Annotated in this window: 17 protein-coding genes; 4 read left to right on the forward strand and 13 right to left on the reverse strand. The window is 33.5% G+C overall.

Annotated features, from left to right (window positions below):
• Window positions 1-282: 282 nt before the first annotated feature.
• The 3 genes from HFD15_RS05365 to HFD15_RS05375 all read right to left on the reverse strand — a co-directional run bounded on the left by HFD15_RS05365 (window position 283) and on the right by HFD15_RS05375 (window position 1,457).
• The gene (locus HFD15_RS05365) at window positions 283-963 is read right to left on the reverse strand and encodes a CPBP family intramembrane glutamic endopeptidase (protein WP_235586236.1); all 681 of its coding nucleotides are present in this window, start codon (window positions 961-963) and stop codon (window positions 283-285) included.
• A 44-nt stretch (window positions 964-1,007) separates the two neighbouring features.
• Window positions 1,008-1,145, reverse strand: a complete 138-nt coding sequence (locus HFD15_RS05370) for a lactococcin family bacteriocin (RefSeq protein WP_081042642.1) — start codon at window positions 1,143-1,145, stop codon at window positions 1,008-1,010.
• A 93-nt stretch (window positions 1,146-1,238) separates the two neighbouring features.
• Window positions 1,239-1,457 carry a hypothetical protein gene (locus HFD15_RS05375; protein WP_238785288.1) on the reverse strand — a complete coding sequence of 73 codons (219 nt, stop codon included), beginning with the start codon at window positions 1,455-1,457 and terminating at the stop codon, window positions 1,239-1,241.
• A 422-nt stretch (window positions 1,458-1,879) separates the two neighbouring features.
• On the opposite strand from HFD15_RS05375, the gene HFD15_RS14510 reads away from it, so the two are divergent.
• The gene (locus tag HFD15_RS14510) at window positions 1,880-2,005 is read left to right on the forward strand and encodes a hypothetical protein (RefSeq protein WP_255457161.1); all 126 of its coding nucleotides are present in this window, start codon (window positions 1,880-1,882) and stop codon (window positions 2,003-2,005) included.
• A gap of 73 nt (window positions 2,006-2,078) precedes the next feature.
• Window positions 2,079-2,297 (forward strand): hypothetical protein, encoded by a 219-nt coding sequence (locus HFD15_RS05380; RefSeq protein WP_238785289.1) that lies wholly within the window; start codon window positions 2,079-2,081, stop codon window positions 2,295-2,297.
• Window positions 2,298-2,399: 102 nt separating this feature from the next.
• Here HFD15_RS05380 and HFD15_RS05385 read toward each other — a convergent pair whose 3' ends face one another.
• The 10 genes from HFD15_RS05385 to HFD15_RS05430 form a co-directional block, all read right to left on the reverse strand.
• Complete coding sequence (locus tag HFD15_RS05385) at window positions 2,400-3,056, reverse strand: CPBP family intramembrane glutamic endopeptidase (RefSeq protein WP_021214956.1); 657 nt, start codon at window positions 3,054-3,056, stop codon at window positions 2,400-2,402.
• 38 nt (window positions 3,057-3,094) lie between these two features.
• Window positions 3,095-3,547, reverse strand: a complete 453-nt coding sequence (locus HFD15_RS05390) for a transporter (RefSeq protein WP_010905096.1) — start codon at window positions 3,545-3,547, stop codon at window positions 3,095-3,097.
• A gap of 208 nt (window positions 3,548-3,755) precedes the next feature.
• On the reverse strand, window positions 3,756-3,914 hold the full coding sequence (locus HFD15_RS05395) for a lactococcin family bacteriocin (protein ID WP_081042680.1): 159 nt from the start codon (window positions 3,912-3,914) through the stop codon (window positions 3,756-3,758).
• A 93-nt stretch (window positions 3,915-4,007) separates the two neighbouring features.
• The gene (locus HFD15_RS05400) at window positions 4,008-5,429 is read right to left on the reverse strand and encodes an HlyD family secretion protein (RefSeq protein ID WP_167593267.1); all 1,422 of its coding nucleotides are present in this window, start codon (window positions 5,427-5,429) and stop codon (window positions 4,008-4,010) included.
• Window positions 5,430-5,443: 14 nt separating this feature from the next.
• Window positions 5,444-7,591 (reverse strand): peptide cleavage/export ABC transporter, encoded by a 2,148-nt coding sequence (locus HFD15_RS05405; protein WP_058208826.1) that lies wholly within the window; start codon window positions 7,589-7,591, stop codon window positions 5,444-5,446.
• Window positions 7,592-8,188: 597 nt separating this feature from the next.
• On the reverse strand, window positions 8,189-8,779 hold the full coding sequence (locus HFD15_RS05410) for a flavin reductase family protein (RefSeq protein WP_003132255.1): 591 nt from the start codon (window positions 8,777-8,779) through the stop codon (window positions 8,189-8,191).
• Window positions 8,780-8,789: 10 nt separating this feature from the next.
• Window positions 8,790-9,959 (reverse strand): VOC family protein, encoded by a 1,170-nt coding sequence (locus tag HFD15_RS05415; protein WP_058208717.1) that lies wholly within the window; start codon window positions 9,957-9,959, stop codon window positions 8,790-8,792.
• 50 nt (window positions 9,960-10,009) lie between these two features.
• On the reverse strand, window positions 10,010-10,630 hold the full coding sequence (locus HFD15_RS05420) for an alpha/beta hydrolase (protein ID WP_012896940.1): 621 nt from the start codon (window positions 10,628-10,630) through the stop codon (window positions 10,010-10,012).
• Between the two features lie 30 nt (window positions 10,631-10,660).
• Window positions 10,661-10,858, reverse strand: coding sequence for a DUF4649 domain-containing protein (locus tag HFD15_RS05425; RefSeq protein WP_012896939.1), 198 nt, complete (start codon window positions 10,856-10,858; stop codon window positions 10,661-10,663).
• Window positions 10,859-10,985: 127 nt separating this feature from the next.
• A complete protein-coding gene (locus HFD15_RS05430) occupies window positions 10,986-11,453 on the reverse strand; it encodes a universal stress protein (RefSeq protein WP_010905090.1) in 468 nt (155 codons plus the stop codon).
• A gap of 400 nt (window positions 11,454-11,853) precedes the next feature.
• On the opposite strand from HFD15_RS05430, the gene HFD15_RS05435 reads away from it, so the two are divergent.
• Both HFD15_RS05435 and HFD15_RS05440 read left to right on the forward strand, forming a co-directional pair.
• Window positions 11,854-12,687, forward strand: coding sequence for an SDR family NAD(P)-dependent oxidoreductase (locus HFD15_RS05435; RefSeq protein ID WP_010905089.1), 834 nt, complete (start codon window positions 11,854-11,856; stop codon window positions 12,685-12,687).
• Between the two features lie 225 nt (window positions 12,688-12,912).
• Window positions 12,913-14,193, forward strand: a complete 1,281-nt coding sequence (locus tag HFD15_RS05440) for an O-acetylhomoserine aminocarboxypropyltransferase/cysteine synthase family protein (protein WP_058208718.1) — start codon at window positions 12,913-12,915, stop codon at window positions 14,191-14,193.
• Window positions 14,194-14,719: the final 526 nt, after the last annotated feature.

Here is a 14,719-nt window from a genome sequence, read left to right on the forward strand (position 1 = left end):
AGACTTACTAAATATCGTTTTTGGGGGGATATGCAAAAATAACCAACCTATAAAGCGAATTGTCTGCGAAGCCTTACCTTATATAAAAGCTCCATTTAGAAATAAAAATGGAGTTTTCAATTTTTTGACAAAAAATAATTAGTTACCCAAAGAACTACAAGAAGGTCAAAGAAGATTGCAACCATCCCATGTATCAAAGGGATGGTCCGCATTCACCACATTCTACTTCTATATTTAATAATAATTAGACACTTCCCCCCCATAATTTTATCAAGATAGATATTATAAATAGTATAGTCCTGTGATTGTTTGAAGAAGAACAATAATTGTTGGTAATAAAGCATTCATTAAACCATGAACTAATATACTTTCTCCTAATACTCTTCTCCGATGATAAATCAATGTTAATACTACTGACATTGGTAAGTAAACGATAAGTATTGGATTTGCTCCCGTATGCATCCAAGCAAAACTAATACTTGAAACAATAAATGCAATTTTATCATTTTTAAAGAAACGGTAAATTGTTGTTCGAAAAGCTGCTTCTTCAAAAATTGGTGCACAAATAGCAAAACTAATAAATTGAACAAAAGGAAATACAATCTGCCTTGAATAAGCTGCCTGTTCTTTAGCAATACCAGGTGTTATAAAATGAGAATTATAGTAGGTAAAGGTAAAAAAATAAATAATAAATAAAACAATTGTTGTAAACAGTAGAAATAAAATATTTTTTATTTTAAAAATAGATAGTGTATTTTTATAATAACCTAATTTATAACAAATTAAAATTCCTAAAAAAAGAGAAATTGCCATATTTCCTAAAAAAATCCAAGTAGCCATAGCTTGTCGGTCATATCCTACTAGAGATTTTAAATATATTTCTGGATAACCAAGAATAACGTCAGGAAACCAATAAATAGCAAATAATAAAATGAATAAACTAAAATATTTTAGTTTATTCATCCAATAATTTTTAAACGAATCATCCATCATTTCACTAACCTATTTTATACGATACGAAACCATAGTTTCCCACCAGCATAAACCCATTCAAATCCACCATCAGTCATACTCATGTTTTGACCACCATTAATTGTCATAAGTTCTTCGTCTGAAACAACTTCAAAATTCAATTGATTTTTCATTTGTAAATCTCCTAATATTTTAATAATATCAGTATACTCCGAAAAAAACATAAATGAAAGAATTTTCGCACAATTACAAATGAAGCCCTTAAATTATGAAGTCCTCCCCATAATTTTATCTAAAAAGTAATTGAAATAAGTTTTCTTTCCAATAATGGTCACCGTTTTTCCTTGCAAGCCATACCTTATATTTGGGAGGTCTTTTGCATTGATAGCGGTTGTCGCAGAAACTTTATAAGCATTTCCTTCGTTAAAGATAGTAGGAAAAGATTTAAAAATTAAAAATAAAAGAAATATACCCGTCAATTTCATAAGTCCCCTTTTTGTTTTTTACACTATCATTTTAAAATTGTCAATGCACAGCATAGTTGTTGTCTTTTAAAACTTATTACAAGACAAAATTGATTTGCGCCACTAGAGTATACCCTGGTGTCCACTTCATGCTTAAGATATAAAAAGCTTCTGTTACACGAGCGTAATGAAAAACGAGTTTGTTTCAAAGTAACTTTTGTACTTTAAAAAATTCAGGTAGTCAATAGAAACCCGTAATATATTCTTGAAAATAAAAAAAAAAAAAAAGAATATAATGGAAGTGTTTACAAAACATATAAAACAAAAGGAGATTTCATAAAATGAAAAATCAAGAACATGATTTAAAACAATTTAAAACATTATCTGACAAAGAACTCCAAGAAACTAACGCAGGAATGTCTTGGTGGTAAGCTATTGATGGGGTGATTAGCAATTTCCAAAGTACACCAGCCTGGGTTCAAGGTAAAAAACAAACAAGTGGATATGTTCCATATGTGCCAGGTGGAGGATCTTGGGTTGGAGGACATGGTATGAAACCAGGAAGATAAGGAAATAATGTGAAATATTTTGTGACATCTCTGTCTCCATCCAAAAATATGGGCACAATGAATTTGGCAAACGATGATATTAGATAAACATCGTGTAGAGGATTCCTACTGGGAAAATGCAAAATTAGAATTATCGAAAGAAGTTGAATGGATTACGCAAAGCGAACTTTATAAAAAAGCCAAACGTAACGATGGTTCAGGAGATGATATTATATTATCATTACCTGTAAGCATAACTTTAGAAACAATAAAATCTGATTTTCCTAATGCAAATGTTTGGGTATATAAATAAAAAAACACCTAATAAGGTGTTTTTTTATCGATTCCTTTTTTTCTATTTTATCCTGTTTTCGTTGTGACAACGTTGTACATAAAGCCCATTTGAGCAAATACTTCAGAAAACAAATAACAATGTATTAAAAAGCGCATGAAGTAGAATAGAGTCGGTTAGGACTTGTCTACGATGATAAACGTATGTTAGAGCAATACTTAAGGGTAAATATCCTAAAATATCCCAACTAAACCCTGAATGAACATAAGAAAAAAAGAAACAAGATAGAAAAAAAGTCCAACGATAATAGCCAAATAATTTATAAAAACAAGCACGATAAATACTCTCTTCAAGAATTGGAGCTAAAATCGAAACAGCTACAAATTGTCCTGGAAAGAGTAAAGAACTTAATATATTTTCAACCTTCATTTGATTAGTGATTTGGTGTGAAACATTATATAAATTATGACTAGTAATAAATTGAACAACAAATTTTTGAATAAAAAAAGTGATAATTAATAAAGAAAAAATAAGGAGAATATTCTTCCATTCTAAACTTTTGCGATAATTTTTATAAAAACCACACTTTATCCCAATAAAAATACAAATTGTCACAACAACTAATGTTAAAATAATGAAAGGAGGAGTATTTTTATAGGCTATTCCATATGTATCCCCATTAGAGTTTAGAAAGTTTAAAAATACTGCCGGAAGCTGAGATAAAATAAATAGAAAAAAGGCAGTAGCAATAATTATAGATTTCGAGAAAATGAATTTCAAAAGTTCTCCTTTTTAAATTATGGACATTAAAAAATTATTCATTTATATGTTTTACCAACTGCAAAAACATAAAAAATACTACCAATAAATGCAATTATTAACCCCAGTAATAACATCCATATAATATTTTCCCCATTGCGAATTAACAGAGGAAGCAAAAATCCTAACATAGATATTAATGGTGTATAAGTTCTTTTATAGTAAGGATTCCAATTCAATATTAAGAAAATCAAACAAATCAAAATTCCTAGTAGATAGACGATAATTAATAAAGGTGAATCTAGTTGAGAGAAATTACCATTAAGTTGAAGTAAACCTTTTGGTAAAATTGCGCTCATCTTATTATAATAATCAATATCATTACTATATCTAACCAAATCTAATTTATAAAAAGTAGAATTAAACATGATATAAATTACTGTAACAATGGCAGAGAATATTGAATAGATAAGCAGTGACCAACGTTTTAGGTTACTAAGATATAGGAGCATGTTTCTGCCATCCTTTCATGTATTTTTGATAGTTTCACACAAACTATTATTTTACTAAAATTTTAAAAAATTAAGATATTTTTAAACACTACAACACAACTGAATTTGCAATTATAAATCTCGAAAGTCAATTATTTAAGATGATTTAATAGAAAAGCTCCATTTAGAAATAAAAATGGAGTTTTTCTATCTTTATTGCTAACAGTAATTATTTACCATTAAAAGAAGACCAAGGTAGATTCCAACCGCCCCATGGGTCATTTGAAGAACCGTAGCCACCACCTTCTCCTTGTTGAGAATTTTGCCCCCCACTTGTAGTGAGCAATTCTTCGTCTGAAACAACTTCAAAATTCAATTGATTTTTCATTTGTAAATCTCCTTATATTTTAATAATATCAGTATACTCCGAAAAAAACATAAATGAAAGAATTTTCGCACAATTACAAATGAAGCCCTTAAATTATGAAGTCCTCCCCATAATTTTATCTAAAAAGTAATTGAAATAAGTTTTCTTTCCAATAATGGTCACCGTTTTTCCTTGCAAGCCATACCTTATATTTGGGAGGTCTTTTGCATTGATAGCGGTTGTCGCAGAAACTTTATAAGCATTTCCCTCTTTAAAGGCGGTTGGGGCGCTATCAATTTGTTTAATGATACCAGTTAATATCTCTGGTTTAGGTAAATTTTGCTGTACTGTAAATCTAACTTTTTGACCGACTTTCATTCCAGAAATTTGAGTACTTGGGATATAACTTATCAGATTGACTTGTGTTTCTGCCTTTAATAAAGGATAAATTTCTGCGATAGGTGTTCCAATTGGGATCTTTTTCATTCCTAAAATATCTGGGAGAACATGTAGTACTCCAGTCTGTTCCGCAAAAACTTGACTGTACTGGTCATCTTGTTTTTGCAAGCTAATTTTTGTTTCTAAATCAGTAAGGGTACTATTTAAATCTGTCATTTCTTTATTTGAAGCTGAAAGTGCTTGACTTTTTAAAGTTAAGATTTGACTAGATTGGCTATTATCATAAGCATTACTTCCTGTTAAGCTACTTTCTTGAACATTAAAGGATTGAATTTGGCTTTTTAAGCTGTCTTTACTCGAAGCTAAACCTGATAAAAATTGACTTTTTAAAGACTCCTCTTGACTTTTAGTCGCTTGCTTAACAGTTTCATCGGGTGTTTCCTCTGTTTTTAAAGTTGCCTCTAAGGTCGCTTGTTGCGCTTGGTAACTGTTATATTGAGAGAGGTAGGGATTATCTTGTGAAACTCCACCACCACTTGATACCGCATTTTCGATTTCAGAGTAATTCTGAATAGCTTGCTGGAGAGTTGCCACCTGATTTTGAATGGCTTGCTTTTGACTCTCGGTACTTTTATTTTGGTCTTCTACGGCTTGATTTGACTTTTGTATGGTTGCTTCAAGACTCTTTACTTGTGCCTCATAGTTTTCAAAACTTTTCTCATAGCCAAAACTATCGGTAGTGGGAAATTCATTTTTTTCGTTGGTCAAACTTCTTTGGAGAAGGTCGAGTTGTACTTGTTTGTCTAACACTTGTTTCTTTTGAGTCAGTAGCTCACTGAGTTGGGTCTGTTCTGGTGTCCCGTTATATTTGAGAAGTAAGCTATTTTCTTTAACCTCTTCGCCTTCTTTGAGATTATTCTCAATGATTGGGTTGGCATTCGTTGATTGAATTTTAGCAACTATTTTTGTGGGTTCAATACTTCCTGTACTGATGACGGTCAACTCCTTATGAGCAAAGAAAGTAAAAATTACTCCTCCAACAAGAAGAATAAAAAGTGGAAGAATAATTAAGGTTGAGAAATTTCGATAGCGTTTATCATACAGCTCTGAACTTTCTAGTAATTTTTTATCAAACATCTTTTTCTCCTGACTTAGTTATGGTAAAGTTGTGCGTAAAAGCCATTTTGAGCAAGCAGTTCTAAATGTGAACCACTTTCTATCACTTTTCCTTGTTCAATGACAATGATACGATGGCTCATTTCCGCTACAGAGAGGCGGTGAGCAATGAAAATAATTGTCTTATCTAGTGCCAACAAATTCTTTAATATTTTCTTTTCAGTAATCATATCAAGATTACTGGTGGCTTCGTCTAAGATGAGTATTTTGGAAGGAGAAAGGAGGGCACGAGCGAGCGCAATTCTCTGTTTTTGTCCTCCCGATAAACTACTTGCATCACTTGAGAGTTCAGTTTGATAACCTAATTGCATTTGTTCAATATCTGCACGGATTTCTGCCAATTCCACCGCTCTAATAATCTCTTCTTGTGAAGTAGCTTCACTAGCGCCTAAAAGCAAATTATCCATAATTGAACCTGTGAAAATATAAGGTTGTTGGGGAAGATAGTTGATTAATCGTCGAAGTTGATGCTTATCAAACTGTTGCAGGTCAATTCCACCTAAAGTGATGGTACCAGAAGTGGGTTGAAAGAAGTTGACCAATAATTTAACAAGAGTACTCTTCCCTGAACCGCTCATACCAACAATGGTCAACTTTTCATTTTCTTTAATAGACAGTTTTATCTCAGATAAGACTTTTCTGCCAAAACCATATTGATATGAAATCTCAGACATGTTTAAATTAAAATGTGAGAGGGACAGTTCTGTTTTCTTTTCCTCAAATTCACTGGGTACAAGATAGACCTCATTTAATCGTTCATTGGCTACCCTTGCCTTTTGGAGTTTTGTTTGAAGGTTAATGATATTAGTAATCGGATTTGTAAAATAAGAAAGTAAGGCATTGAAAGTAATCAATTGTCCGAGGGTAATTTTTTGATGCATGACTAAAGTTGCACCAAACCATAAAATAAGGACATTTAATGTTAATTGTACTGTTGTTTTTATTACCGTCTGAATGGCTTCTGACTGTTGTAAAGTGAAAGCCTTTTTTAGATAACTTGCAAATTCGTAGTCAATTTTTTGATATCTTTCTTGTTCGCTGGCAAGTGCCTTTATAGTTTCAATCCCATTGATATCTTCAATAATTGAGGAGTTTAAGACGGCATTGGTCTGCATAACTTCATGGTTTTGTTTTTCAAAAAGGGGTGTAAAAATAATAATAACAACAATATAAAGTGGGATTGCCAAAAGAACGAGAAGAAAGAGTTGCATATTTTGAAGGCCTAAAATTAGTCCTGTCATAACGACAATCGTCAAATCTAAAAAGAGCGAAAGAATCGTTGAAGCAATAGCATCTAAAATAGAACTGGCATCGGAAAACCGACTCGTAATTTCTCCTGTTCTTCGGGTTGAAAAGAAAGACATTGGAAGTTGGAAAATGTGTCTAATATAAGAAAGAATGACATCAATGGCTAATCTTTGAGAAAGAACGTTTAGTAAGAAAGTCTTAGCAAACTCTAAGACTTGTTGAATAATATAAGTTAACAATAGCCCTACTGAGATAATTCCTAGAGTTCCCATTAAGGCATTTGGAATGTAACTGTCAATCATGCTCTGGAGGTAGTAAGACCCTAGAATATTAATCAGCGTTACAATGAATGAGGCAACAACAATATTGAGAATGACTTTCTTTTGACGGGTGATAATTGGGATAAAAGATAATAATGAAGAAGTTTTTTCTTTAGTGGGCTGATAGGATGGGGTAGGTGAAAGAAATAAGCTAATGCCTGTCCACTCTGATAAGAAAACTTCTTTTGAAAGTTTTGTCATTTTAACGGTTGGGTCAGGATCTGCGATGAATACCGAATTTTTATTTGCGCCAGTTATCACATAGTAGTGTGGATACTTTTGGTTCTTGATGACATGAGCAATAAAAGGGTAAGGGACTTTCTTCATTTCAAAAAGGCTTGCATCAGCTCTTAGTACTTGAACTACAAAACCTAAACCTTCTCCTGCTTTTTTTATTCCTAAAGCGGAAGTTCCCTCGATTGTTGTACCAGCAAGTAAACGAAGAGAGGCAAGCGATTTTTCTGTCCCATAGGATTTTAAAATCATTGATAAAGCAGCACATCCACAATCCATTTCATCTACTTGGGAGGTATAATTTTTCTTTTTAAATTTCATAGAGCCTTTCAAAATATTAATTTTTATTAATTTTTGATTAAATTGTATCACGTATATCTAATTTTTTCAATAACATTTATCAAACATCAGAAATATATATATAAACTATTTGTTTATTAGATTAAATAGTTTTTATACTCAATACTTATTATATATTCTTAGCAATTATTTTAACATCTATCCTATAATCATGAGATTTATCAATATCATGAAATAAATTTCCCAAATAAAATAAAAAATACTGGATTTATCATTATATCCAGTATTTTTTATTGAAAAGTCTTACAAATTAGCAGTTTCTTTTTATTCTATTTTAAAAGTAAAACTTCTTCCACTACTCGTTTCGGCAATACCGTAAGAATCAATGCGTGTCCTACGGACTTCCACATTTGGAGCTTCTTCAAGAACTTCTAATATCATTTTTCTTGCTTTTCAAATTCTTCTTTTGTAATGGTATGATTTGAAAACTGTTCTGATAACTTATCTAAACTTCCTCAAATTTAAAAAAGTTAAATAATAAAAATGACCTTCGGGTTATTTTTTTATTTTGAAAGCAAACAAAAACTTACTGACCCAATCATCAGTAAGTTTTTTTATTTATCTAGGTCGTAAAAGGCTGAATCGATTTCCTAAAGTACTGTAGTCATCACCCGCTAAACGCCCAACTGGTTTAAGTTTATTTAGATTGACATGAAAGTTTTCCTCATCCAATAGTTCCTCTGCAAAAGAGAAATTGACAACTTCAAGAAGAACTAAATGCCCGCTCTCTCCTAAAGGTAAATGATGATACAATTTAGTTTCTAAACGAACATTTGACTCCTTTAAACTTGGAACCTGAACTTTCTGAGAAGGGACAAGTTCAAGTGAAAATTCTTCCGCTTCACTAATATGCTCAGCTAATGGTGCTGCCGTTTGATTCATTAGCTCCACATTATCCTCATTCACAAGGTGAACCACTGCTTCTTTCGTCGTCAATAAATTATTCAAACTATCTTTATTTCCCGTAAACGAAATGGATAAAAGTGGTGGATTTGACGAAGCAACATTGAAAAAACTAAAGGGGGCCACATTAACTAGACCTTCGAGATTTTGACTGGTCACCCAAGCAATTGGGCGTGGAACAATACTGCCTGACAGAAGTTTATAGACTGTTTTTTCGTCGAGCTCATTTGCTTGATATGATTTCATCAGTTCTCCTTTATTGCACTGTTTCAGCCGGAGTTCCAGCTTTGTGTTCCAATACTTTTTCAACAGTCCATAGTTCATCTTTTGTGCGGTCACGATGAGCATCTGAAGTGTCCAATGGACGTAAACTTGCGGCTGTTCTCGCTTTATTAGCTTCATCTCCGGGGAATAAATGAGGAGGTAAGCTCAAAGATAAACCTGATTCTTCCTTAGTTTGGTCAATCCAGAAACCAGAAGTAATTAGAGCTTCTTCATAAGAATCAACAGCTCCTAGACCTGATTTTGCCATGTCCAATGCCCCAATCCCTGGTGTGTAAGTCGCAATTTCAAAGAGAACTCCTGGTGCTACTCTGACATATTCACTTGAGAAATAGAAACGGTCAACCAAACCAGAATGTGGCAAACGGAAAGCCTTAATGCGTTCAATCCAATAGTTTAAAGTTTCAGGATTTGTTGTTCCCAGAGCTAAATGATGAATCGTACCATAACCTTGATAAGCGTAAGCTTCTTTTTCACCAGCTTCTTGAAGAATTAAAGCTGCTCCATTTCCACCATTCGCCACTTCAAAAAGATGTAAATCAGCTTCTTGCCCAGCGTAACGGAAGCCAAAAACTGTTTCCAAAATGGTCCGAAGATTTTCGGCATTTTCAACTTTTACAAAAACAGGACCAAGTCCAGTAATTCCATGTTCTTGCGGAACATTAGAAAGTTGCCAAGAACGTCCTTTTGAATCATCCCCACTATTATTTTGGTCAGAAATCAATTGATACAATTGACCATCAAAATCTTCAAACTCTAAGGTTTTTTGACCAAATTTACTAGAAATTTCGCCATGTTTAACATGGGCATTGTCAAAACGACGAGTCCAATAATCTAAGGACGCATCTGTCGGTACACGAAATGAAGCACGTTCAATATTATTAACTCCATGATTTCCTTTAGGAATATCTTTGAAATCAAAGAAAGTCATATCAGCTCCATGCCCATCTTCTTCTGTGAAAAAGAGGTGATAAGTTTCATAGTCATCTTGATTGACTGTTAATTTTGCTAAACGCAGACCCAAGATATTTGTGAAAAAATCATAGATTTTTTGGGCACTTGAGGTGATTGCTGTTACGTGGTGAACACCACCAAGAGTAAGATTTTCAGGTATTTTTGTTTCAATTTTTGTTAATTCAGCCATTTGTTTTCTCCTATTTAGTTACTTTGCACTGAAATTTTTTCAATACAAAATTATTTTGTTTCTGTAAGCCATTTTTTAGCGGCTAAAACTTCCTCTTGCGTCAATTGATGACCAAGTGAACTTTCATATATTTCAAGCTGACAGCCTGAATCTTCCAAATCACCTTTTAAATCACCAAAGTTTTTCTGAGGAACAATCATATCATTTGGCGCATAGCTTAGAAAGACATGCTTATCATCAAGTTGAACGGTCTGTTCAAAGTCTTCCAATTGCATCCCATGAAAGGCAATAATTTTATCAAAATTTATTTTTCCTCTAAGAAACATATTCAAAGCTACATTTGCACCATTTGAATAACCGATAGCTATCATTTTATGGACGTCAAGGTCATGTTTTTCAGCCAACAAACTGACCTCATCCGTCAACCAGTCTGTTTCTTCATCTAAAGATTCAAGATCAAAATTTTCTTTAGTAAAACCACCTAAGCCTCGGAGTTTAAAATAACGATTGACTCCTTGCTCATTAATACGTCCACGAATTGACAAAATAGGATGTGAAGGGGCAATCATTTCAGCAATTTCTACTAATTGATGCTCATCTCCACCCGTGCTATGTAATAACAAAAGAGGTGCCAAATCTTTACGACCTGCCTTAAAAACATAATCTGTCATCTTTCCTCCTCCATTCATGATTTCAGATTCTTATTTACTAAGTTTGAAATACAAATCAGCAACATTTCCACTAAATTCTTCAACTTGTCCAGAAATTACAACTTCAAGAACTTTCGCTGAATCATCAATTGCCGGAATTTCACGATTTTGTAGTGTTACGAATTCATCTACACTAGCAAATTCTTTAGTCATTGTACGTCCATCAAGGGTTTTAAAAGTAACTTTCATTGTTCAATCCAACTTTCTCATTTCTATGTTTACAATTGTAAACGAAAAGAATTTCATTGTCAAGGAATTTATTTTTAAAATACAAAAAAATCAGCAAATGCTTGCCGATTCTTGAAATCTATCTAATTTATTTGATGATTGTTACACTACAAGGTGCATGTTTAACCACATAAACTGCTGTAGAGCCAAGCAACATTCGGTCAAGAGCGCCTTTTCCTGAAGAGCCCATCACAATCATATCAATTTCATGTTCTTTAGCGAAATCGACAATTTCATTTTTTGCCGAACCATCAACTCGAATTTCTTCAAATTTCACTTCATTATTGATAATTGCCAAAGCTTTGTCTAAAACTTCTTTAGCTTCATTATCTGCACTTTCTTCAAGTACGGGAACTGCTGGAACTACTGGAATAGCTGGTGCAGGAACCACAGGAACTGGGTTACCAGCTGCATAAATACTGTTTTTATCCGTCGCATGTAAAACGAATAATTGTGAGTTGTCTCTTTTAGCAAGGACAATAGCTTCTTTTAACGCTTCTTCTGCCTGCTCAGATCCATCAATTGCGACTAGGATTTTTTTATAATTTTTACTCATTGTAACCGTCCTCCTCACTACAATTTTACGTTATTTCAGAGAGCAAGTCCAATTAAACGCTGTACAATTTATTCTATAAACCATTTATAAAAAATCACTTTCTTACTAAGAATGCTTCAAACTAGTATTATCGCTCAATCATCAGGTCTTTATAGTTAGAATTGATTTATAGAAAAGGGATTCTAAAAATACAAAAACATTTTCTTTTTCATTTAAGTTTCATTTCAGCATTATAACGTATAATAGTTTCCATACTCCTAAATAAACTTTTTTCATAAATACTCCTAAAACTTCCGTTTACTCCGCGGAAGTTTTTTTAGCCTTTGATTTACTAAAGTGGTATAATTACTTTTAAAATCATGAAAACAAGATACAGAAAAATTGAAAGGACTCTAAAGAGATGACACAAAAAATTGTTGCAATCACAGGTGCTTCAAATGGAATGGGGTTTGAGGCAGCAGAACTTTTTGCCAAACGGGGTTGGAAAGTATACGCTGGGGCACGCCGCGTTGAAAAAATTCCACAATACGAGAACAACATCAAAGCACTAAAACTGGATGTTACTAGCTCTGAATCAAACCAAGCCTTTGTGAAAAAAATTTTAGATGAGGCAGGTCATATTGACGTCCTCATCAATAATGCAGGTTATGGCGAATACGGACCAGCCGAAGAAATCCCAATGGATAAAATTCGCAATCAGTTTGAAACCAACTTCTTTGGTGCGGTTGAATTAACTCAACTTGTCTTACCAACAATGAGAGCTCAAAATTATGGACGAATTGTTAATATTTCATCAATTGGTGGAGATGTCTATATGCCACTTGGTGCTTATTATCACGCTACAAAAGCCGCCCTTCAACAATGGTCTGACGTTTTGGACCTCGAAGTTGCCCAATTTGGTATCCGTTCAGTTTGTGTTCAACCTGGTGGAACTCAGTCAAGCTGGGGAAATATTGCCCTAGAAAATTCTAAAAAGAATATGAGTTCAAACTCTGCTTACCAACCTTTGGTAAATTCTGTTGCTTCAGGACTTGACCGTTTTATGAAAAATAGTGCTAAAGCTTCTGATTTAGCTGAAGTTTTTTATAAAGCTGCGACAGAGATTAAACCGAGTCTTCGCTACCTCCACTCTTTCGGTGATAAATTCATGGTAAATGTTGCTCGTAAACATCCAAAAATCTTTCGTAAAGCTCTTCTTATTACAATGCGTTACTTTGAAAAGCACAATCAATAAAAATACAACCTTGAGTTGTATTTTTTTATTTCTACTTTTAAGAGTTCTATCAGCTCCATTAAAAAATCATATCGCTAGAATTTTATGAATTTCTTATAATTATAATAAGTTTTATAGCTAAAGGAGAAAGCTATGGTTCAAGAATTGCTGACGAATAATCAACGAATGTGATTAACGACTATTTTTTATACTAACTAAAATTTTCAAAAATAGGAGAAAAAAACTATGACTAATCACAATTATAAATTCGACACTTTGCAAGTCCACGCAGGACAAGTCCCTGATCCTGTCACGGGTTCACGCGCCGTTCCGCTCTATCAAACAACTTCTTTCGTTTTTAACAATTCAGACCATGCCGAAGCTCGTTTTGCTTTACAAGATCCTGGAGCTATTTATTCACGTTTAGGAAATCCAACCAACGATGTTTTTGAAGCACGCATCGCAGCTCTTGAAGGTGGAAGTGCAGCCCTTGGTGTTGGTTCTGGCTCAGCAGCTATTACCTATGCCATCTTGAATATCGCTACAGTCGGTGATAATATTGTTTCCGCAAGTACCCTTTATGGTGGAACCTACCACCTTTTTTCTGGGACTTTACCAAAATATGGAATTACAACTAAATTTGTCAATCCAGATGACCCGAAGAATTTTGAAGAGGCGATTGATGAAAAAACCAAAGCTATTTATTATGAAACTTTGGGCAATCCGGGAAATAATGTGATTGATTATGATGCCATTGGTCAAATTGCTAAAAAACATGGAATTCCCGTTATTGTTGATGCAACGTTTACTACCACTGTGACCTTTAAACCATTTGAACATGGTGCTAATGTAATTGTTCATTCAGCAACGAAATTCATTGGCGGTCACGGTACTTCTATTGGTGGAGTCATCGTTGATGGCGGAAACTTTGATTGGGCAAATGGTAAATTTCCTGATTTTACACAAGCTGATGAAAGCTACAATGGGATTAAATTTGCCGAATTGGGTGAAATTGCTTTTGTGACTCGGATTAGAGCTATTTTATTACGTGATACGGGTGCGGCTTTATCACCTTTTCATTCTTGGCTTTTCTTACAGGGGCTAGAAACACTCTCACTCCGGGTAGAACGTCATATCTCCAATACTAAAAAGATTGTAGAATTTTTAGACAATCATCCTAAGGTGGAACTTGTTAACCATCCTCTGCTTGAAAGTAATTCCTATCATGCGCTCTATCAGAAATATTATCCAAAAGATGCTGGATCTATCTTTACCTTTGAACTCAAAGACAAAGATGAGAAAAAAGCGCGTGATTTGATTGATCATCTTGAAATTTTCTCACTTCTAGCCAACGTTGGAGATACCAAATCATTGGCCATTCATCCTGCTTCGACCACTCACCAGCAGCTGAATGTCGAAGAACTTGCTAGTGCAGGCATTTCCAAAGGAACCATTCGATTATCGGTTGGTATTGAAGATGTAACTGACTTGATTGCTGATTTAGAGCAGGCATTAGAAAAAATATAAAAAAAATGAGCGGTAACCAGCCGCTCATTCTTTTGTTTAGGAGTAAACTTTATGAAAAATTTTATTGGAATAAGTATATTATAGTCACCTTGACTTAAGTTTTACTAAAACTAGGCTAAAATGAAACTTGATTTATACTTGTATGCTAAACATACAAAAAATTTATCTTTGTGACTTCTAGCATTGATTTAAAACTGTACAATCCTACTAACACATTTTACTTATCTAAGGAGAAACAATGTCATATACAGGTTACGAAAAAACTTTAGGTTAATCCGCAAACAAAAAGGATTGCCTTTGTCCTAATTTCAAAAAGTAGGAATCGACTTTTTGATATCAATGATTTAATTTTAAATACTCTTGGAGCAATATTGGCTTTAGCTTTTTAAACTTACTCAAATATTTTTTAGAAATTAGAAGTTGTTTTAGGAAGAATATTTGTTGGTGTTTCATAAAAAACAGCCTTATCCCAGAAACATTTATGGAAGTTTGGCGAACGTTAGGATTGGGATTTATTAACAAGTCT

Source organism: Lactococcus sp. EKM203L, from assembly GCF_011800585.1.
Classification (GTDB): Bacteria; Bacillota; Bacilli; order Lactobacillales; family Streptococcaceae; genus Lactococcus; species Lactococcus lactis.